We start from the raw sequence: 22,313 nt of genomic DNA, 5'->3' as shown, positions 1-22,313 counted from the left end.
CGATATATAAGGCCAAGTTGTCCAAGCTTTGAGGCCATGCTTGTCTTCTGCTGTAATCTTACTTTTTTAACAAACTAAATATTTTTTAGGAGGCATTTAATTTTTCAACACAAGGCGAATTCTTTTTAGCATATTTATTTCATATGCATTTATTTATCTATATATTACATTATATAGTCCTTATATATTTTTTACTTCATTTATTTTTTGTTTCGAAAATGAAATGGCAAGTGGAATTTCATTTTAGGTTGTGTTTAGCTGAAGCTGGTCCAGCGGGAGCCATCACCGCGGAAATGCTTGGGCATACGCAAAAAGTCCAGATTTTAGTTTGGACTAGCAGAACGCTGTTTTTCAACTTGAAAATGTGGGCAAGCAAGGATTCTGTCAAAGGCCACCACCAACTAACCCGCTAAACCATGGATCGGAAAGGATTGGTCATATGGATTATCGGAATGTTGCTGTTAGGATCTATGGCCGCTTACCTCTTTGCTCAATCCAAAAGAAACCGGGAAGAACTTGATCTTCAGGCTTCTCGAAATTTACTGATGATGCGGGATGCCCTAAAAAAGTCCATAAGTGATTTGCGCTGGGAAATCAGAAGTTTCATAAGGTATCGCGCGGTGTTGGACATCGGCAACGACGGAAGCGACAAATGGTCGCGCCTTTCCAACGCGATCAAAAGCGACAATGTATCCAACACTGTCAAGAGCAAAAACAAATTCAAGTTTCATTGTGAAACTGACACTGTCCCCACGATTGTTTTTTCGGAATCAATTACCCTGAGTGGATTTTCCTTTATTGATATTTGCAGTGATTTAATTGAGAAAAAATACTACAAAAAGGCGCTTGATAGCCTCGGAATAAAGACTAGCGGCAATATTTCTGAAATCAAGAACGTAAACCTTGCTTCTAGCGTCTCTTACGAATCCATCGTGAGAGAATTTGTAGGCCACAATACATTTTTTGACAAGCTGGTCCTCACAGACGAAAGCGGCGAGGTTCTCTATCCGGAAAACTTGAAAGGGTTCAATTTCAAAGGAGGCTTAGATTCTACCAGTGTGCGATTTTCTGACGGTGAAAAGTCTGAAATCCACCTCAATTCAACCCCCTATCTAGTTTATCTGACTCCCTTAGTAGAAGACAACCAGAAAATTTGGGTATTGGGACTTAAGGATCGGGAGGACTTAGAGAAAGCCGCCTACAAGATCGACTTCACGATGCTGACCATTTTGGGCTTAGCATTGGTTCTCCTCCTCATTCTGACTCCAGTTTTATCTTTTGTCAGTATGGACAAGGGGGATGTCCTGACCCAAAGTAGGATGACCAAGATTGGTTTTTCATTCCTCATTCTTATGATTATTGGTGGCTGGAGCTGTGCGTACTTTATTCATTTGGGTAGTCCTGTAGATAGGGAGCGCAGTTACGAACTAAAAATAAGAACGGAATTAAAAAACGACTTGGATTCAATGCTTTTATACCTAAGGAGCGATCAATTCAATCACACGCATAACAGATACCAAGTCCCGCATTCGGTAAACGAGATTTTTACAGCTTATACATTCGTTAGTTTCATAACTGATGCTAGCGATACAAGAATACCGGATGATAGAAGAGGAACATTGAGCCACTATAGAATAGGAGCTTGTCTCTCCTGCAGCGAAAACGACCGCGACTATTCCTATATCTCGGTACGCCACCGAAACTATTTCAAGCATTTCGAAAACGTTAACAATCTTTCCGATTTTTTTGTAGAAAGGATATTCTCGCAGCTAGACGGGATACCTCGGAATATAATGAGTGTATGGGATTCCGGAGACAAACGAGTAAGGGCAATGTCTTTTACCTTGAATCACCTGCCTTTGGATTCTAATCGAAGCTATCTTTTAGTCAAAGAAGATGGGGAAGTAATCCATGCTAGCAACAAGTTTGAGATCCCGTTTACACAGCTTCAATCGGTTTTGAAAACCGACGACTGGGAAGTTTTTGAAACTTTGGTCAATTATGGTAATAGTAAAAACAACGAGGAGACTTGGGATTTGCCCCTTAGAATAAACGGCCACCAATATAGGGCCTTGATAAGCCCTGTGAAACTAGAAAACCAAGAAAAAACCTTTTGGTTTATCTATCTGGTAGATCCCAACGTGTATCATTTAAAGGCTGGGCTAAGTTCCATGGTGAGTTTGATCCTAGTCGCCTTGTATCTGATCATTGTCTCCTTCTGTTTATACCTCCCATCTCTTTTCTTAAAGAAAAAATACAATTGGACAAAACACTCATTCTGGTGGCTTCTTTTCCGGGAACATAAATCACGGAATTTTGACGGCGTATTGATAGCTCTGACGGTTATGTTGATAGTTTGGATAGCACTAATGCTTTTAAAAACCGCTAGCCTCGCACAAATTCTGCTTTTCAATGGGCTAGCTATGTTATTGGCAATTTCAATTGCGCTTTATTTTTTGCGCTACAGAGCAAAGTCAACTTCTAAGCGAAAATCTCATCACTTTCAGCTTTTTATTCTGATTTGGTTTTTGTGTTTGGGCTTTCTCCCAGGCTATTTTATTAGCAATGCGGTCTTTAGACTGGAGGAAAAAATTTGGGAGAACACGTTGGAAACCACTATTGAAAGTACTGAAGAACATGAAATCACCTCGTTTCAAAGAAACCGATCTAACTTGTTTGAAGGGACAGTAGATTCACCCGATCATCAGTTTGAAACTTATATTTACCCGAGAACTGAAGTAATGAACAACGCATTACGAAATGTGAACGTGGGAATTAAAAAAGAGCTGGTTGAGCTTCCTTTTGCCGCACTATCGCTTGTCGGTATTTTTTCAGTCCTGGGAATTATAGCGTTATGGAGAGTCACCCGCCTTTTGACCAGGCAGCTTTTCTGGATGGATTTCAATATCCGGGAAACAAATTCTTTGGGAAGTATCATTCAATCAGAATTAAGTTCAAGCGGCGGCCTCCGGCTTTTTCTATGTGGCTGTGACAGTCTCGTAAACCGACATTGGGTATATTCCGAATTCCAACTGGAAAAAGATCAACTTGAAATCGTCGATTGCGCCAATTCAGGTTTAATCCTGCCTACCGAAGGCCAACTGAAACGTAGAAAAGCCTTGCTGATAGAGGACGTCCACACGCTAGATCTCACCACTCCGGATGCCATAAACGCTTTCTTGGAAAAAATCCCGGCCCTTCTGCAGCTCACAAGTTCCATACACCTGATTATTAGTTCGGGTAGTAATTGGAAAACGCTCTTTTCAAAAATGCCCAACGAATCGGCAAAGATGAGATTCTCGGAATTAATGAGCGGATTTTATTTTGAATTCGTACCCCTTAGGCCCAACAATATTTCGGTTCCTCTCCCCACTGGTGACAGATTTGACGAAGTCGAGGTCGAGCAGTATTTTTTCAAACAGGGTATGCTGAATAAAAACCAAGAAGATCCAAATGCCCGTCTATTAATCCAGCGGTATGGGAAGGCCTATTTCTACAATATTTGGGTAGAGCTTAGTCTGGAGGAGAAAAACGTCTGCTATTCTTACGCCAAAGAAGGTTTTTTCAGTTACAAAAATCACGATGAGGTTGTCGAACTTTTCCAAAAAGGGATAATCACCAAACATGAATTGGGTGGCAATCTGCAATTGTTCAGCAAGACATTTCGCTATTTCATCTTGTCCAACATCTCCAGAGATCAACTGGCTGAAATAAAAACCTTCCGAAAAAAGTTCAGCAATTCCGGTAACATCCAATGGGCAATCATCTCGTTTCTGATCGTTGCGATAGCTTTGATCGGATATTTCGAACGATCGTTTTTCACCGAAATCCAAGCTGTGGTCACTGGAATATCAGGTTTCATCGCCTTTTTGGTTGGCGAATTCAGGAAATTCTTCGCACCTAAGAGTCTATAAGTCAAAAAGGATCAGTAGCCTATAAAAACATAAAAAGCAAGAAGATTGAAGCTGAAAGTACCTTAACAGCGGCAATCATCACCAACTATTGAGATCACTTCATTCCTCACCAACCTTCTCCAACACCTGACTGATCAGAGGATAGTAATAGTTCCAGTAGAAACTTTGTCTATCTGTATAGTCTGACGCGACGTACAGCCCTCTCCATAGCACCGGTAAACCAAAAAAATGAGCTGCACCAAACGTTCCTTCCATATCCGAAAAATCGCCTGAAAAATAATATTGGCTGCCCTCCCCAAGTTTGCGAACTACTGCTGCCGGAAAAAATCGGGGCAATCCCATACTTCTAAGTTTTTGAACGCCTTCAGCCGTAGGGTTGATGTCGTAATAGGAGATCACCTCGTATTCCCGCTCGATCATCATGATGTCAAACCAATCCGGGTAGGGAACAACTTCAGGAAGGTGAAACCCAAGCTTGTTCATCTTTTGAGTTCGGATCAGAGGCACTTGGTTGTCATACTCTTTCTGGTAAACAAAAGCTTCTATCTCACCGCTTTCTTTGATAAAAATCAATCCTGGGCCAACCAAATTCCATGTCTCGTGCTGACGTTGATATTGCCGAATCATCCAGGTGGGAATATCCCTGTTAATGGCTGTATCCAGTTCATCAAAGTATCGACCGATCCAGCCTGTCCACTTCACACCCATGAGATTTTCAAACTCCGTCCGGATCAACGGCGAAGTGGGCGATGCGATGGAGTTGAACTCAGCCACGACATTTTTTCCCTGCTCAATTGCCATCTTGACCAATCTAAGATCCGAACTGTTCATGCCCCCATAGACCTTCTTACTCATTTCGTCTTTGGCAGTTTGCTCAAAATTGCCCTCATAGACTCCATAGGTATCCGCCAGATAGATGAGGTTGGTCCGGGAGACAAGTTCTCCGATCTCCTGATCCGACCTGCTTGTCAGGTCTTTGACAACACCAAAATCAGCCTTTCCATTTGGAAAAAACCCAAGGTAATCTTGGTCAGCGGAATAAGCCTCACCGGACGACCTTCTATATTTCAAATGATCCAAGGTCCAAAAAAGACCAGCATGCTCCCGATAGGAATTATCTTTGACTGTTTTGTCTATGACCAAAATATCAAGTGACTTGGCGGGAATCAGCAACCAGATGACAAAGCTCAAAAGTGGCAACCCTATCACCAAAACGATAACAGGCCACAGCCGATAGAGATAGATTTTCAGTTCCTCTTTCATGGATTAACTCAGCCTAGAATCGGTATTCAAATCCAAGGGAAAGATTGATGTTGTTTCTGTAATTGTCCGTGCTTAGTTCATCCCTGCTATAGCCGGTGTATCCGTAGATCATAAATTTTGGAGAGATCAGCTGCTGATAACCTACCCTAGCCCGATAGGAATTGAGCAACTGAGACTGATCCCTCGTCTCTTCATCCGGAGAGACCCCTGAGCTCAACTGCAGGCTGAAGAAGTCTTCCGCAGTCTTGAAGTAGTATCTCGCCGTAAACTGGCCGGAAGTACTCGTGCCAGTATCATCCGGAATCACATTAACCCTCATGTTCAGCCACCAGTTGGCTATATACTTGCCCACTGATCCCGTGATGATGTGAGTTGCACTCGAGAATCCGAGGTATCGGTAACCTGCTTCGACCTCCCATGCTTTTTCCAAGTTGTGGTAGTAGGATGCGCCGACTCTCAACTTTGGGAAAAAGGAAGCGCCCGACCCACCAATATTAAGATAGGCATAGCCGTTTTCTCCGATGGAGGGGTAAGCATCCAACTCAACCAAAGTCCCAAAACCGTCATACCTCAGAGACTGAGTTACTCTCGCGATCAATGCTCCCGTTAGCTTTGTCCTTGTTCTACCATATACTGACCAGGTATGCCAGGAATCTATGTCTCCCATGAAGGTATCATAGTCATAGGTTGCACCCACCGCATTTACCATCATCAAGCGCTCAAGATTTCTCATATAGCCGAGCATCCCCTCTTGATTGAAACCTTTGTCAAAAAGTGGCTCTACCAGATCATAGGCCTCATTGTACTGGTCGCGATAGTACAGCAACCGGGATTCGCGGTAGATGATTTCATCCGGAGTTGGACTGCCTAAGTTCGATTTTGCTCGAGCAAGTATTTCATCCGCTTTGGATAGATTTTCCGACCAAAAAAGGTTATCCATGTACGCTACATAGCCATCTGCATAGCCAGGAGAGGCTACTATCGCCCGCTCCAGGTAAATACTTGCTGAGTCATTTTTTCCTTCCCAGGCATAGCTTCTTCCCACCAAAATCAAGATATCGGCATAGTTGGGATATTTGTCCAAAGCGCGGAAAGCGATCTTTCTACCTTCCAAATACTGGTCATCAAATATCAAGTCCCTTGCTTGAACCAAAAGTTCATCCGGGTCAAATGAATCTTGGGCCTTCATGGAAATCACTATCAAAAACGCGGCTATTCCCGTCAAAAAGATCTTTCTGATCATGTGGTTGTTTGTTCAGCTAAATTTTTTCTATCCTCGGCTTTTTTGAAACCCGTTCGAATCATAGATCCCCATCCCCCTTTTCCCTTGATAAAGTCGATGTGTCCCATCAGTCCCCAAAAGACGACCTTGGGGTGAATGACGAACGGCTCTGTGATAATGATCCAAATCAGTTTTCTCAGGTCGTTTTTATCTTTGTATCGATTAAAGGCGATTTGTTCATAGAGTACGCTGAAGGAGGAAACCAAGAGCGATAGCAAGTACATCATCAACAATAGGGCTACGAAGTACACCGTACTGAAGTCTCCGATCACCAGCAGAATTGCCGTGTAGACAATACCCGCTGTCTCCAAGATCGGAGCTGATTTTTCGAAAACAGACCAAAACGGATAGGAAAGCATTCCTAATATTCCATATTTAGGATTGAGTCGCAAGGCTTGATGCAACTGCAAAGTTTCAATCGTGCCTCTCATCCATCGGTTGCGCTGACGCGAAAGAACGTCTTCGGTTTCGGGAACTTCTGTCCAACAAAGTGGATCTGGAACAAAGCCGACTTTATACGGGATCTTTTTCTCATCCATGAATCGCCTCATCCTCACGATCAGTTCCATATCCTCACCAACAGTCTTCGGAAAATACCCCCCTACCTCTCTGACAAGATCCTTTCTGAAAAATCCAAATGCCCCTGAAATCAACATCAATCCATTGATTCTAGACCAAGCCATACGACCCATGAGAAATGCCCGGAGATATTCGATCACCTGAAATTTACCCAATGTAGTCTCTGGAACCCTGTATTTCGTCACCGTTCCGTCTTGGACATCGCAGTTGTTGGCAATACCAATTACGCCACCGACCGCAATTACCTTTTTGTTGGTTTCTTCCATAAACGGTCGTACCATTCTGGAGATTGACTCACTCGAAAGGATACAGTCCACATCGATGCAAGCCAAAATTTCCAAGGAAGCAATATTTATTCCCGTGTTGAGCGCATCCGCCTTCCCGCCATTCTCCTTGTCGATCACGGTCAGACGGCGATAGGACATGTTTTTGGATCTATAAATCCCCCTCACCGCTTTGGTTTCAATCTCGGGATGATATGCATAGCTGGTTTTCTCCATCTTAAAAGACTCGATCAATTTCTGCAGTGTATCGTCCTTGGATCCATCATTGATGAGGATCACCTCAAACTTCCCATAGTGGAGAGAAAGCAAGCTCTGCACATTTTGTACGATATTCTGGCCTTCATTGTAAGCCGGAGCAAGGATAGAGACGCCGGGGGCAATGGGAGAAGTAACGATGTCGCCATAGTCAGCAAACCTGTTTTTACGGAGAAAGTCCCGCATCTCAAGAGCGCTCAACGCCATCAGTATCAAATAGATTGCAATCACTGAAAAGCTGAGAATGAGAAATATCAGCCCAAACACCTCCAGAATGGTATAAAACAGAAAACTATACATTTTGCAACATCGGGTCTAAAATGTGATTCCTAAGTTCTAGCATCTCAGGATTGGCATTGTTCAAAGTAACCTCTGCAAATTTATCCTTGTCAACACCATACAAGCTTTTTAGATAGCTATGCTTCTTTCGGAAAACAGTTTCTGCGCCGATCAAATCAACTAAAATATCCGCAGAACCCGAATCTCCAACCACAGCAGCAGCCTTCGCAGCAGCCAACGAAAGGGCTCGATTTGAAGACTTAAGGCAATCATTGATGAACGCAGTTTCCATATAAGCACCCAAGGCGGCGTAGGTTTCCAAGATCTCTTCCTTTTCCTCTTCCGAAACACCCCCCGCAATGCCTGCAAGTTTTTCGATCAAATCTACCCTTCCCAAGATCCTCACCAGCTTGATTCCGAAAATCCGAATACTTTGATTTTTGGAATCAAACAGAATTTCGAGTTTCAAGCCTTTCTGCGAGCCGACAAACCGAATGATTCTCAGATAGTTCATCTGCTGCCAAAGCGAAAGCGGATACGTCTGGTCTCTAAGGAAAATCAAATCTACTTTCTCAGATAGATTGAGCAGCGTCGCTACGGCCATGGAGCGAACATGAAAGTTCGTAGAATTGGTGAATTTTTTCACCTCAGGCAACGCTTCCACCAAGTCCATTTCGTTGATTTGCACCAAAGCCATCGTTGCACGGTCCCATTTTTTGTGATGCAGGGTTTTGATAGAGATCTTATCCAGCCCCAGTTTTTTGTAAAGCGCCTTAAGTTTTTCCTTAAAATCACCCTTCATTTTTTTATTCAGACCGATGATGTTGTCAATTAGGACGTGCTGATACATCGGTCTTGCAAGCAGGTTTTTTGGGAAAAAAGAATGGATTTCTTCTAGTTCCATCTCTTGGATTTCGTGTAGTTCTTTTTCAAAAAGCAATGAAGTCAATGGGGCAATGATTCGCTTTCCATATTCTTTTTGCAGGTTTTCTCTTTTGTTTTTCCCCGCCTTCATACTCAACATGCTGACTATCATGATCGAAGCCACCAGAAAGAAAAAGATGATCATGACAGTCACTACAAACAGCCGATAATCAGAAAGGAACTTCAACTTGAACTGCTTAGTCGGAGAATATGGGGTTTGGGATGCAAGAGACACGAAGTCCTCGGTTGGCTTCAGTTCCCCTCGCTTGATCGGGTAGTCTGCATCTCTGACCAGATCGACCAAATATTCTTGGGCAGCACTGGTTGAAACAACCTCTGACAAAACGATATAATCTAGTCTGTAGCTTACACCCTTGTTGATGAGTGTGTTTTCCAGCTCTTTTGCTTTGGTAAAATCAACGAAGTATCTGGATTCAAAGCCTGAAACAGTCTGGCTAAACTGAAAGAGCGAATCCACGTGCAAAGAGTCCGGAAGCTGCGCCTCAGGAATAAAAAACCGATAGCCAAGCCCGGTCACTTCTTTCTGCAAAATCAAGAAATCCCGAAACTCCACTGAATCCTCAGGAATAAAGTCTTCTTGTGCTTGAATCCACCCAGGCAAAAAAAGTAAAAGACCAACGATTGTCCAGCAAAAAATCCTAATCATTGCACTCTATTTGAGTATTCGCTTGACCCTGATAGCCAGCTCATTGGGATTAAATGGTTTGGGGATAAAATCCGCCACTCCCATATTAAAAGCTTCCAGTACCACCTGCTCTTCTTCACCAAGCGAACTCAGAACTATAATCGGAGTATTGGGCTGAGACTGCTTGGCGTGGTGGATGATTTCAATTCCACTACGAAATGGCATCATCACGTCAGTGATAATCAGATCAGGGTTAAGAGCATCAATCGCAAGAATCCCCTCGTTGCCGTCGCAGACTAGGTGCGTTTCATATCCGTCTTTTTTCAACCTAAATTGAACTAAACTGGAAATAAGCAAATCGTCCTCGATAATGAGAATTTTTTTCATAGAAGCGGCTTAACGCGAACTTAAAGATAGCATCAAAGTATAGATTGCAAACGCACGTAACCGTTCATAAAAGGCGCTTTCCACTACAATTGTATATAGTATGCACTAAAAAGCAGTTTGACTGCGATTCCTGACCATTGATCAAAAAAATAGTTTCTCAAAAATAATACATTCCCAACGGTGGGTCTCCTTTTAGTAGCTTGCTCATTGAAGAATAACCACTAATCGAATGAAAAGACAATTTCTGAAAGCAGGAATGGCCGGTTTGCTCATGACTGGTATTCTCGCGCAGACCGCATGGGCTCAAAGTGACCCAACCGGAAAGCGGAGAGTAACCGAAACCTACGCAATCACCAACGCCACGATTTTCGCATCTCCTGGACAGCAGGCAACCAAAGGCAGTGTGCTGTTCCGGGACGGCGTAATCCTTGGTATAGGAGCCAACGTCCAGCTCCCCAAGGAAGCACAACTTATCCCCGGAGACTCCCTCTATGTCTATCCCGGATTCATCGACGGAGCCGGTCTGACCGGAATCACCAAACCAAAGGACTTGGAGAGACCCAAGGATTTTGTATCATCAGCGCCATCGGATGAGATCGCCGGCATCACGCCCTGGCGGTCAGCGTCTGACCAATTTTCTATCAGCGGCAATCAGGTCGACGACTGGAGAAAGGCAGGATTCACCATTAGCCAAGTCTTGCCTGATGGGGGAATGATCCCAGGCAAGGCCTCCATTATGGTATTGGGCAACGACCGCTCGGTCAATGTGCTACTGGAAAACACCGCCCTGGCTGCAAACTTCAAAGGGTCACGGGGCATGTATCCCGCCACTGCAGTCGGCGTGATGGCCAAGTTCCGAGACGTCTATCAGAACACCACACTGGCACTCGATCACTCCAAGCTGTATGCGTCCACTGCAGGCGTATCCCGACCGGAAATGACTCCTACGCAGACCGGCATGGCCGCAGTAGTACAAAAACAAATCCCGGTCATCTTTACCGTCGAGTCAGATCTGGAAGCGAGAAGAGCCATCTCTCTTCAAAAAGAACTGGGCTTCAAGCTGATTCTCACCGGACTGGAAAACTATGAAACCGTAGTTGACTTGCTCAAAAGCACTGGAGTGCCGGTCTTAATCAAACTGCAAGTACCTGACGACAAGGCAATAAAAAGCCAAAAGGCCGACAGCGCTTCGGTGGCTACCAAGGCCCAATACGATCGGGTGAAGGAAGCCTACGAAAAAGCACTCGCCCAGGCATCTCTTTTGGAAAAAGCGGGAATCTCCTTTGGATTCTCTACCGCAGATACCAAACCGGGTGACGCCTTAAAAGCCGTTCAAGCCATGATCAAAAACGGACTGAGCGAAAAAGCAGCATTGGCTGCTTTGACCACAAATCCTGCTCAAATCCTTGGAATTAGCAGGGTGGCGGGCACAATCGAAAAGGGCAAGATGGCCAATTTCGTAATTAGCACTGACTCTATCTTCAAAGAATCTGCTCAGATCAAGCATGTCGTCGCCGACGGTTATGTATTTGATTACGAGATTAAGAAAAAGACTGCCAAGGAAAATGGCAAGTCCGATAACGGTGCGGTGAAAGTAGATGGCGTCTGGGAATATACTTCCGAAACTCCGGCTGGCTCCTCTGGCGGAGAGATTACTATTACCAAAGAGGGCGATGACTACTCCGGCACTATTTCCTATGACGATCCTTCCGGCGGAGGCAAAATAAGTACTCCCATCAAAAATGTGTCATTGAACGGTAAGACACTCACCTTTGAATTTGAAGTGAATGCAGGCGGAAATACCCTAACTGTCACCATTTCTGGAGAAATCTCCGGAAAGGAGATGGACGGAACCATGTCTGTCGCTCAGTTCGGTTCATTTCCGATGTCTGCCAAACTCACCACTCCAAGCCTAACCTTCTAAAAACATGAAAAAGCTCAAAATTATACTTGCTGCTTTGTTGGGAATGGGGTTGAATTATTCCCAAGCACAGACACCAAAAGGCAGCGTACTGATAAAAAACGCCACGGTACTCACCGTGACCAAGGGCAATCTGGAAAATTCAGATGTCCTGGTCCAGGACGGAATCATCAAGCAGGTAGGACAAAATCTGAAGGCACCATCTGGTGTTGAAACGATCGACGGCACCGGCAAATTTCTGATGCCCGGTATCATTGATGCTCACTCCCACGTCGCACTCGACGTCGTCAACGAAGCCTCCGCTCCTATCGTCGCCGAAGTCAGAATGAAAGACGTGGTCAATCCTTTTGAGATAGGACTCTACCGCGCTCTAGCCGGTGGTGTGACGATCTCACACGCCATGCACGGATCCGCCAACGTAGTTGGTGGACAAAATGCCACGCTAAAACATCGTTGGGGATCTACGGATCCTGCGGACATCATCATGCAGGACGCTCCGCGTACGATCAAGTTTGCTTTGGGAGAAAATCCTACCCGAGTACATGGTCGAGGCAACAACATCCAACCACGCACAAGAATGGGTGTGGAAGCTGTGCTAAGAAACGGATTTAGCGAAGCACTCCAATACAAAAAAGCTTGGGCAGGCTACAACAGTGCCAAAGGGCAAAAAGGCAACACTACCTCGCCGCCAGTTTACAACGACCGGCTGAAAACCCTTGCTGATATCCTAGACGGCAAGATCATCATCCACTGCCACTCGTATCGAGCAGATGAGATCTACATGCTGATCAACGTGGCCAAGGATTTTGGAATCACCAAACTGGTCTTCCAGCATACGAATGAAGGATTCAAAGTAGCTCCGGAAATCGCCGAATACACCATGGGCGCTTCTGTCTTTGCAGATTGGTGGGCATATAAGATGGAGGTATATTACTCTACTGCCTTCAACGCCGCTATCCTTCAGCGCAACGGCGTGATCACTTCGATCAACTCCGACTCGGCTGAATTGATCCGCCACCTCTACCATGAAGCTGCCAAGACGCAGCGCTATGGGGGGTTGACTGATGACGAAGCCTTGTCTATGATTACGATTAACCCAGCCAAACAATTGGGCATCGACGACAAAGTCGGTTCTATTGAAGTTGGCAAGCAGGCGGACTTGGTGATCTTCGAAGGGCATCCACTTTCTTCCTATGCGGTACCTCAGATGACCTTTGTGGATGGTGTGAAGTATTTTGACATTAAAGCCGACCAAGACGATCAGCGCCAGTTTGTCAGCGCGACCGAGATGGTCGAGCCAATATTCCTGCATGCAGAGGATGATCATCAGTGCCTTCAGGATGTAGATGCCTATTTTGAGGCTTTCCAGGGAGCTTTCTTCGAAGAAATACTTTAATCACCCCGAAAATTCAATCCTATCATGAACAGAATTTTAAAAACCTTTTGCGCCTCGCTCCTAGCCCTGCTACCAGTGGCAGTGATGGCACAGATCGACGGGGAATTTGTGAAGCCTCGCACAGGAAAATTTCTTTTACAAAATGCTACCGTGGTGACTGTCACCAAGGGAACCCTGACCAATGCCTCTGTCTTGGTTGAAAACGGAAAAATCTCCCAGGTCGGCACCGACATCAGTGCTGACGGCGCCGAAGTCATCGACTGCACTGGCAAGTTTATCTACCCGGGAATGATCGACGGCGGAACCCGCCTCGGCTTGGTTGAGGTCAGTTCCGTAGCCGAGACAGTCGACTATGCCGAAATCGGCGACGTCACACCAAACATGCAGGCGTTGACTACGGTCAATCCCAACGCGGAAGCCATCGGAGTCACCCGCGTTTCTGGTGTGACTACCGTATTGACGGTCCCTACCGGCGGACTTTTCCCCGGCACAGCAGCGCTGATCAACCTCAACGGGTACACACCCGATCAGATGTACGGCGGCTTCAAGGCCATCGTCATGAACTTCCCGAGTTCCGGGCGAAGAGGTAGATTTGATCGCAGGTCTGACGAAGATGTCAAAAAAGACTCCGAAAAAGCGATCAAAGAGGCAAACGAAGTCTGGGACAATGCCAAAAACTATCTAAGCTTGAAAAAGGCCGGCGCAGAACTCCAGTATTATCCTGAGATGGATCAGCTGTCTAAGGCGGTGTCTGGAGAACTTCCCCTGCTCATCGTTGTGGACGCCGCTTCTGATATCCAAAGTGCAATCAAATGGGTAGCAGACAAAGACATCAAGGTGATCTTCTCCGGTGTCGCCGAAGGATGGAGAGTGGCAGACGAGATCGCCAAAGCCGGAATCCCCGTGATCACCGGTCCGGTGCAGGAACTTCCAACTCGCCAGTCTGACCGCTATGACACTCCATATGCCAACGCCGGTAAGATGGCTAAAGCAGGGGTGAAAGTTGCCATTCGTACAGACGAAGAGGAAAACGTGCGCAACCTGCCTTTCCACGCTGCTTTTGCGGCAGCTTATGGTCTCGGCAAAGAGGAAGCGCTCAAAGCCATCACCATCAACCCTGCCGAGATCTTCGGTATCGCGGACCAGTACGGTTCGGTCGAAGCAGGGAAGCGCGCCAACTTGGTCATCTCGACCGGTGATCCCTTAGAAACCAAGTCGCAAATCATCCACGTCTTTATCGACGGGTACATGATTCCGATGTCCAACAGACACATCCGATTGTATCAGGAGTTCCTCGAACGATCTCCTGGTCTGAACGCCAATTAATTTAAAAAAAAGGCCATGAAAAAGATTTCGTGGCCTTTTTAGTTTGAAATTCAACGTTCGATATTTATGATTTCGAACGCTATAATTCGATTGTCTCCGATAACTTTTTCGCCCTGAAAATGGGGTGCTGAGCTTGTCGAGCATCCTACTTTCCAACCGCCTTAAAATGAAAAAACACCTACTCTCTCTCACCGCTGCTTCCCTCTTTTCGATCGGAGCATTTGCGCAGCAGGACGGCTTTCTCCCCTCTCAGTTTGCTGAGGAAAAAATCTTTGAGCAAAATTTCCTGAACTCCGACAAGTTCAGCCGATTCAAAGGCCACCTCTCCGAACTCACCAAAAACCCTCACATCGCTGGTACGCCGGAAAATGAGTTGGTCAAAGACTATATGGTCAAGATTATGTCTGATGCTGGAATGGAAGTAAAAGTCTGGCCTTACGATGTCTATCTGCCCAATCACCCCGGCAAATCGGAGCTTCAGATCATCTCTCCCGTTCAGATGACGCTTTCTCAAAAAGAAGGAGTAATCGACGAAGACCCTTTTTCTAACGACCCCAGACTCCATCTCGGTTTCAATGCCTTCTCCGGCAGCGGAGACGTGACCGCTGAGGTCGTGTATGTCAATTACGGCACACGAGAAGACTTCGAAAAACTTGCCGAAATGGGTGTAGATCTGAAAGGCAAAGTGGCCGTGGCTCGCTACGGCGGCAACTTCCGAGGCTACAAAGCCAAATATGCCGAGCAATACGGCATGGTTGGCTTGGTGGTCTATACGGATCCAAAGGACTCCGGCTATACCAAAGGCGAGGTGTATCCGAAAGGCCCCTATTTCAATGAAACCACCATCCAGCGAGGATCCATGCTGACCTTAGACTTCACCGGAGATCCATTGACTCCCGGCAGACCCGCACTTCCCCTAGACGGAAAGAAGAAGGTCAAGCGCGACGACCCTGCTGACGTGGCGTTCCACACGATCCCCGTGACCCCGATTGGCTACGGTTCTGCCAAAGAAATTCTTAGCCGAATGACAGGTTCGGAAGTTCCTGAGGCTTGGCAAGGCGGATTCGATTTCAAATACCGTGTCACTGGAGGCTCTGAGCTTAAAGTCCGCGTAATGGTGGACCAGAAGCCGGAATTTATTCGGGCAAACAATGTCGTTGGGACTTTTGTGGGCAAAGACCATCCCGATGAGTGGGTTATCCTTGGCTCGCACTACGATGCCTGGAGCTTTGGTGCGACCGACCCCAACTCGGGCACTGCGATGTTGCTGACCTTTGCGGAAGCATTGGGTGATCTTTACAAAAGTGGCCAAAAGCCTTCCAGGTCTATCCTCATCGGACATTGGGATGCCGAAGAGCAAGGCGTGATCGGTTCCACTGAATGGGTAGAACATCTGAAAAAAGAATTGGGAGCCAAAGCAATCTCTTACATGAACTTTGACGGTGGGGCTTCCGGCCGCAACTTCGGCGCTTCTGCTGCTCCGACATTGAAAAAGCTGATCATCGATGCCTCCAAAGAAGTGACCTATCCCGATTCTGCAAAGACTGTCTTTGAAATCTGGGCAGGGAAAAACGAAGAGCCAAGAATCGGCAACCTCGGTGGCGGATCGGATCACATCGCCTTCTACATGCACGCCGGCATTCCTTCTCTGAGCGGAGGCTCCGGCGGACCGACGGCCTACCACTCCAACTCTGATAATTTCCACTACTATTCTAAGTTTTCTGATCCAAGCTTCAAGATGGGCGGTGCTGTAGCCCAGGTTTTTGGATTGGTTGCGATCCGTCAGGCCAATGCCGCAGTAATCCCCTACGACGTGCCGAGGTATTCGCAGGATCTAAAGGGACACTTTGAACAGGCTGTGAAAAATGTGAAAGAGCTAGACCCCAATTTTGCAGGTTTTGATCAGGTCGAAGCGGCTTTGGCTACCCTGGCTGCAAGCTCCGAAAGCTATCAAAAGACGCTTCATCAGTCAATTTCCGAGGAAACCATCCATCCAAGCCATCTTAAGAAAATCAATGCTGGGCTGATCGGTTTGGAGAAAAGCTGGATCGATCCCAAAGGCATGTATTATGGTGAGTGGTACAAGTCCCTCTATGTCTGCAACGATCCTTTCTCGGGCTATGCCTCTTGGATCCTTCCCGGCATCCAATATGAGGTCGCCATCAGGAGCACCGCAAGACTCGAAGAGTGGGACAGCAGATATGCCAAGGCTATCTCAGATCTTAGCAAAAAGATTGATGCATTGACAAAGCTCCTTCAACCGAAGCGGTATTAAATCGGAGTGTTGTGCACCTCCGCCCCGTTTCGTCGCGAACGTCCCGATTTTTCATCGGAACTTGAAACAATCTGTTACTAGGTAGTGAGAATGTAGGACATCTTTCAAAAACCTGTGATTAAAGATAGTCACAGGTTTTTATGTTTTCAACCAAGTAAATGCAACTCTCTGTTTCCGGTAGGAGACCACCTTTGAGTTTTTTTCAGAACCTCGAAGGGTTAAACTGAAGTGTTGCTGAATCTTTTCAGCGTCAACGCGAAGATCCCGATTTTCTCTTCAAGACTGGAATCGATCTGTTCATTGGCAGTGGGAATCTATCCATTGCAAGAAAACCCAAAAATCAGTTCTTTGAAACCGTGAATCCTGCTATCTTGAGATTAGTCTGGACATTTTAGTAGCGATTGGAAAGTCCACGACAAGTTTTAGATTTAAATCAAGGCGCGGCTTTCTGCCTGCGGAAAAATTAGTGCTTTTTAAACCCACTCATCTAACTGGTCGTTCGCTCAGTTTTTCTAAATCTAGTAGGTAAATACACTTTATATCTCGATCAATAGAAAATTACAATGGCAAAACAGTTCCTTTTGACGCCCTTTTTTATTCTCTCGGTATTACAAATCGGCTATGCACAAACTATTGAAAAAATAAAAGACATCGTAATCTATGAGGATTCGATGTTTTATTCCGCTTTTCCTTCCGTAATCAAAAGGCCCAATAACGAATTATTCGTCGCTTTCCGCAGGGCACCCGATCGGAAAATGTTTGGTGAAAAAGGATCTGACCACACCGACCCGACTAGCCAATTGGTGATGGTACGCTCTAAGGATGGGGAAAATTGGACAAAAACTCCTGAGTTAATTTATGCCAATCCCCTCGGTGGCTCTCAGGATCCATGCCTAATCCAATTGAAAGATAAAACGATTCTATGCGCGAGTTATGGATGGGCATTTGTAAATCCAGCAGGCTTAGACAACCTCAAAACGCCCTACTTTCATGCAGGAGAAGGTGCCGTGTTTTTGGGGGGATATATCTTACGATCAATCAATGGAGGAAAGACCTGGTCAGCCCCTATTTATCCTCCCCATGTCGCGCAAGAAATTAATTTCAACGCGATTGGAGCTCCGGTTCCGGCATACAACCGCGGTGCGATGTATGAAGCAAAAAATGAAGATATCTATTGGATCGTTGCGGTCACTGACGCTCCCAAAAAGACCTCCAACCATTTGTTGATCTCTAAAGATAAAGGACTGACATGGGAGCAATCAGGAGTAGTAGCCACCGACGAAAAAATATCCTTTAATGAAGCATCTATCTATGTAACGCCCAAAGGGGATTTGGTTGGCTTCTTAAGAACAGCAGGCATAGACGATCAAGCTTTTATCTCTCGCTCTCAAGACGGAGGAAAGACTTTTAACTGGGAAAGTATGGGATTTCAGGGACATCCATTAAATGCATTGCAACTTCCCGATGGACGGGTATTGCTCACGTATGGCTATCGTCACAAACCGTTTGGGATACGAGCCCGAATTTTAAATGCTGAATGTACAGATTTTAAGACAGCACCCGAGTTTATATTGAGGGATGATGGTGGTACTTCAGATCTTGGTTATTCTTGGCCAGTGCAATTAACCAAAGATCGGGTGTTAGTCATCTATTATTTCAACCTCGCAAATGGTACACGCCATATTGCGGGTACTATTTTGGAAATCAAACCGACTAAGTGATGGATTGAGCGATAGTCAATTTATGTTGCGTGCGCTCGCAAAGGGTACGCAACCATCATTACGTAGCCAAAAAATTTATGCATTTACGAGAGATAAAAATCCCATTTAATCCTACAGCCTATTTTGCGGACAGGGCAACGGATGTCTGGATAGACTCGATGAAGCCATAGAAAGAACACGATGTTTCTATTTCGTTTCTACCAGAAAGTGCTTAAAACAACCACACACTAAACCGCGCTAATGAGATGAGTAAAGAAGAAATCGCTGTTTCATTTTCAAATGGGGAATTTGATAAAATCATCGAACATCTGTCAGACGAGGCAGATTGGGAGATTGTAGGAGACATTAAATTTATAGGCAAACCAGCGATAGTTGAAAACTGCACTCAGGTATCCGCGTATTTCAGATCGGTCAATACAACATTTACAACCTTGAATGTAATCGTCCAGGATAACAAAGTTGTCGTGAACGGAACGGGCAAATTTACCCGAGACAGCCAAGTTCTTTCTTTCGTTGCTGCCTGCGACCTGTACGAGTTTGACAACAATGGAAAAATCCTGAACATTACCTCTTACTGTATTCCGACGGAGGAAACCTGAATTCCCACGCACCAATGCCCCGATCTGAATCAGTAGCTTTGCGATGAAAACCCAAGTGACCACATGGAAAAAATACTTTTTTACTTCAACCGAATTCGAGAGCAATTGTGGTTTAGGCCATTTATACTTTGTTTGCTCTCAGTCGGGGGCGCACTGATAGCCCACCAAGCAGATAGGTTCGAGATAGCGAAGCATGTCCCTGAAATAGACGCCGAGTCACTAGGCAGCCTGTTGGACACGATTTCAGCAAGCATGTTGGTCATTGCAATATTTGCGGTAGCCTCGATGCTTTCAGCCTTTGCCTCAGCAAGCACTACGGCCACGCCTCGATCTTTCAAAATTGTGGTCACTGACGACGTCTCTCAGAATGCGCTTTCTATCTTCATCGGGGCATTTATCTTTAGCATTGTTGCGACAATAGCGCTTGACCACGGCTATTACGAAAAAGCAGGGAAATTCATTCTGTTTTTATTGACACTGATCTTATTCTCGACAGTCATCCTGACTTTTTTAAAATGGGTAAACAGAATCTCTCGACTTGGACGTATGGATCACACCATCAGCCAGATTGAAGCGGTCGTCAGCAAATCCCTATCCTCCTATATCAAACATCCGCATCACAAAGGCCAACCTGCAAAGGGCGAAAAGCCTGGCGAAATTGCCGTGCTTGCTACCGCTGTCGGCTACGTCCAATATTTGCAAATGGAGTCCTTGCAAACCCTCGCTGAGGAAAATGGCCTGACAATCAGAGTCACTTGTCTTCCCGGTAAGTTTGTCCATAAAAATTATACAGTCGCCTACATTTCACCAAACAATAATGTGGACTTGGCTCCCATTATGGAGAAGCTAAACGAAGCGATCACGATTGGGAACACGAGACTTTTTGACGACGATCCAAGGTTTGGGTTGATTGCTTTGTCTGAGATAGCTAGTCGGGCCCTATCTCCGGGAGTCAATGACCCTGGCACGGCGATTCAAATCATCGGAAGCCACGAACGACTGTTCTTTCTATGGAATCAAAAGCAAAGCCCTGCTGAAGGTAAGGTGGAATTTGATCGGATAGAGGTTCCCGATATCGTCATGGAGGATTTCTTCGACGACGCGTTCCGCCCGATAGCAAGAGACGGAGCCGACAATGTCGAGGTGATGCTAAGAATGCAGAAAGCCTTTGCCGCATTGGCCACCATCGACAAGCCCGAGCTAAAAGAATGGGCTATCAAAAATTCAAAACTCGCCTTCCAAAGAGCGGAACAAGCGATCACCTTCAAACCTGATCTAGAGCTATTGGAACGGAACTGCTTGTTCAAAAACCTAGGCCGATAGTCAGATCAACAACAGCTTTGGAATTCATTCCCGCCAACAGGATCGCTGGTTGCTCCCGGCGAGTTGCCTTAAGGTGTGGTCACAAAAGCTTTACCAACACCATTGCCCTACCCAATCTAGAAGTGCATGACTACTTCCCTACATCTTGGAATTCCATCTAGCCCTATTTAAGTCCATTGGCACATTTTTTTGTTCTAGGAGATGAAATCCCTCTATTTTCAGGATATGAATAGATACGCGATTTGGGTCACGGCCTTGCTGCTTTGCGCTTGTGTAAGTACCAAGAAGAAGGGTGGCATTACCCGGCAAGAAGTCAAGACCGCTCAGCGCTTGATAGGTCTGGAATTTGAGCGTCCTGCCATTGACACCATGCGTAGCTATTTGGAAAGAAATAGATCCGGTTACCTGAAAATGCGGGAATTTGAACTTCCCAACGAAACTGCGCCCGCTCTTTATTTCGACCCTTTTCCGGTTGATTTCACTTTCTCTGCAGAAAGTCCCGTGCAATCTTGGGCGATCCCTGATAACGTTGCCCTTCCGAGTGACCCCGAGTCTATCGCCTTTCTACCCATCTTGGACCTCGCTTCTCTAATCAAACACAGAAAGATCAGCGCCATTCAACTGACCGAACTCTATCTGGATCGCATCAGGGCCCATGACTCCAAGCTGATGTCCTTCATCACTGTGACGGAAGATTTAGCTTTGGCTCAGGCCAAAAAGGCCGATCAAGAAATTGCCAGCGGCCATTATCGCGGGCCATTGCATGGAATACCCTATGGCGTAAAAGATCTGGCGTCTGTCCCGGGATATCCCACGACTTGGGGTGCAGCTCCCTATCAAGACCAAGTCATTGATGAGACTGCTTCGGTAGTCAAAAAATTAGAAGAAGCAGGCGCTGTACTGCTGGGAAAACTCGTCTCCGGCAGCTTGGCCAGAGGAGACGTTTGGTTTGGTGGCAAGACAAAAAACCCCTGGGATCTCAGTCAAGGTGCAACCGGTTCATCCGCTGGATCTGGCTCGGCAACTTCCGCCGGACTGGTGGCTTTTGCCATCGGCACGGAGACTTTGGGGTCGATCATCTCTCCTTCGCATCGCTGTGGCGTCACCGGCTTGAGGCCGACTTTCGGAACAGTAAGCCGCCATGGCTTTATGACGCTGTCCTGGTCTATGGACAAAGTCGGACCGATCGGACGATCAGCTGTCGATTGCGCGGTCGTCTACGACTACATCCGGGGAAAAGACGGACTGGACAAAACAGTCAAGCCTTCGGGATTTGACTATTCCTCCAAAATCGGCATCGAGGGACTGAAGATCGGCTATTTCCAAAAACTCTTCGAACCGGATTCCGGCAACGTCTCCCCTGATCTCACCAAAACTATCGAGGAATTCAAGCAAATGGGAATCGAACTCCATCCGCTGGAGTTGCCCAAGGAATTTCCTTTTTCAGTTTTTGACATCATCCTCAGAGCCGAAGCTGGAGCGTTCTTTGACGAGCTGGTCAGAAGTGGCGGCGTGGATGAGATGGTCGAGCAGCATGGTGGATCCCGAGCCAACTCACTGAGACAGGCCCGTTTTATTCCCGCTGTAGAATACCTACAGGCCAATCGGCATCGCGCGGAGTTGATCGAGCAGTTTACCGCGATGATCCAGGAGTATGACGTAATCCTCTCCCCGACCTCCGGCTTCAATCAGTCGCTAATCACCAACCTCACCGGCCATCCGGCTCTGAGTTTGCCGACAGGATTCGATGAGAAAAACAGGCCTACCGGAATCACCTTGCTTGCCAACTATTTTGACGAAGCAAAGCTTCTGCAAGTGGCGGAGGCTTTTCAGCAGGCCTATTCCTATCATGGATTGGTACCGACCGGTGTCAAAGCAGGTCCGACTACTGAAGATCGAAGAGTCATGGAAGCGGTCGAAAACGACGGTCTAAACTAAA

14 protein-coding genes are annotated in these 22,313 nt (G+C 46.1%); 9 read left to right on the top strand and 5 right to left on the bottom strand.

From position 1 onward, the window contains the following. The first annotated feature begins 416 nt into the window (after positions 1-416). The gene (locus tag ABD031_RS00225) at positions 417-3,914 is read left to right on the top strand and encodes a hypothetical protein (RefSeq protein WP_343847765.1); all 3,498 of its coding nucleotides are present in this window, start codon (positions 417-419) and stop codon (positions 3,912-3,914) included. A gap of 99 nt (positions 3,915-4,013) precedes the next feature. Here the strand turns inward: ABD031_RS00225 and ABD031_RS00220 are convergent, their stop codons facing one another. The 5 genes from ABD031_RS00220 to ABD031_RS00200 are packed head-to-tail and all read right to left on the bottom strand — an operon-like array spanning position 4,014 to position 9,813. Further along, positions 4,014-5,177 carry a hypothetical protein gene (locus ABD031_RS00220; protein WP_343847764.1) on the bottom strand — a complete coding sequence of 388 codons (1,164 nt, stop codon included), beginning with the start codon at positions 5,175-5,177 and terminating at the stop codon, positions 4,014-4,016. A 13-nt stretch (positions 5,178-5,190) separates the two neighbouring features. After that, the gene (locus tag ABD031_RS00215) at positions 5,191-6,420 is read right to left on the bottom strand and encodes a YaiO family outer membrane beta-barrel protein (protein WP_343847763.1); all 1,230 of its coding nucleotides are present in this window, start codon (positions 6,418-6,420) and stop codon (positions 5,191-5,193) included. Further along, entirely contained in the window at positions 6,417-7,877 is a 1,461-nt protein-coding gene (locus ABD031_RS00210) for a glycosyltransferase family 2 protein (RefSeq protein WP_343847762.1), read from the bottom strand. Before ABD031_RS00210 ends, ABD031_RS00215 begins: the two co-directional genes overlap by 4 nt. Then, the gene (locus ABD031_RS00205) at positions 7,870-9,447 is read right to left on the bottom strand and encodes a hypothetical protein (protein ID WP_343847761.1); all 1,578 of its coding nucleotides are present in this window, start codon (positions 9,445-9,447) and stop codon (positions 7,870-7,872) included. Before ABD031_RS00205 ends, ABD031_RS00210 begins: the two co-directional genes overlap by 8 nt. A 6-nt stretch (positions 9,448-9,453) precedes the next feature. Further along, entirely contained in the window at positions 9,454-9,813 is a 360-nt protein-coding gene (locus ABD031_RS00200) for a response regulator transcription factor (protein WP_343847760.1), read from the bottom strand. Between the two features lie 229 nt (positions 9,814-10,042). Between ABD031_RS00200 and ABD031_RS00195 the strand changes: the two genes are divergently transcribed. From ABD031_RS00195 to ABD031_RS00160, 8 genes are all read left to right on the top strand, one after another. Next, positions 10,043-11,737: an amidohydrolase family protein gene (locus ABD031_RS00195; RefSeq protein WP_343847759.1), complete on the top strand. Its 1,695-nt coding sequence runs from the start codon at positions 10,043-10,045 to the stop codon at positions 11,735-11,737. A 4-nt stretch (positions 11,738-11,741) separates the two neighbouring features. Further along, complete coding sequence (locus ABD031_RS00190; RefSeq protein WP_343847758.1) at positions 11,742-13,130, top strand: amidohydrolase family protein; 1,389 nt, start codon at positions 11,742-11,744, stop codon at positions 13,128-13,130. Between the two features lie 24 nt (positions 13,131-13,154). Then, positions 13,155-14,456, top strand: coding sequence for an amidohydrolase family protein (locus ABD031_RS00185; RefSeq protein WP_343847757.1), 1,302 nt, complete (start codon positions 13,155-13,157; stop codon positions 14,454-14,456). A gap of 166 nt (positions 14,457-14,622) precedes the next feature. Beyond that, positions 14,623-16,731 (top strand): M28 family peptidase, encoded by a 2,109-nt coding sequence (locus tag ABD031_RS00180; protein ID WP_343847756.1) that lies wholly within the window; start codon positions 14,623-14,625, stop codon positions 16,729-16,731. Between the two features lie 563 nt (positions 16,732-17,294). After that, the gene (locus ABD031_RS00175) at positions 17,295-18,452 is read left to right on the top strand and encodes a sialidase family protein (protein WP_343847755.1); all 1,158 of its coding nucleotides are present in this window, start codon (positions 17,295-17,297) and stop codon (positions 18,450-18,452) included. Positions 18,453-18,697: 245 nt separating this feature from the next. Then, positions 18,698-19,051 (top strand): nuclear transport factor 2 family protein, encoded by a 354-nt coding sequence (locus tag ABD031_RS00170; protein WP_343847754.1) that lies wholly within the window; start codon positions 18,698-18,700, stop codon positions 19,049-19,051. A gap of 63 nt (positions 19,052-19,114) precedes the next feature. After that, complete coding sequence (locus ABD031_RS00165) at positions 19,115-20,374, top strand: DUF2254 domain-containing protein (protein WP_343847753.1); 1,260 nt, start codon at positions 19,115-19,117, stop codon at positions 20,372-20,374. A 225-nt stretch (positions 20,375-20,599) separates the two neighbouring features. Further along, positions 20,600-22,312 (top strand): amidase, encoded by a 1,713-nt coding sequence (locus ABD031_RS00160; RefSeq protein WP_343847752.1) that lies wholly within the window; start codon positions 20,600-20,602, stop codon positions 22,310-22,312. Position 22,313 lies beyond the last annotated feature (1 nt).

Origin of the sequence: Algoriphagus jejuensis (assembly GCF_039523455.1) — a bacterium.
Taxonomy (GTDB): Bacteria; Bacteroidota; Bacteroidia; order Cytophagales; family Cyclobacteriaceae; genus Algoriphagus; species Algoriphagus jejuensis.
The sequence above is the reverse complement of the archived record's forward strand: the minus strand, read 5'-3'. Positions and strand labels throughout refer to the sequence as shown.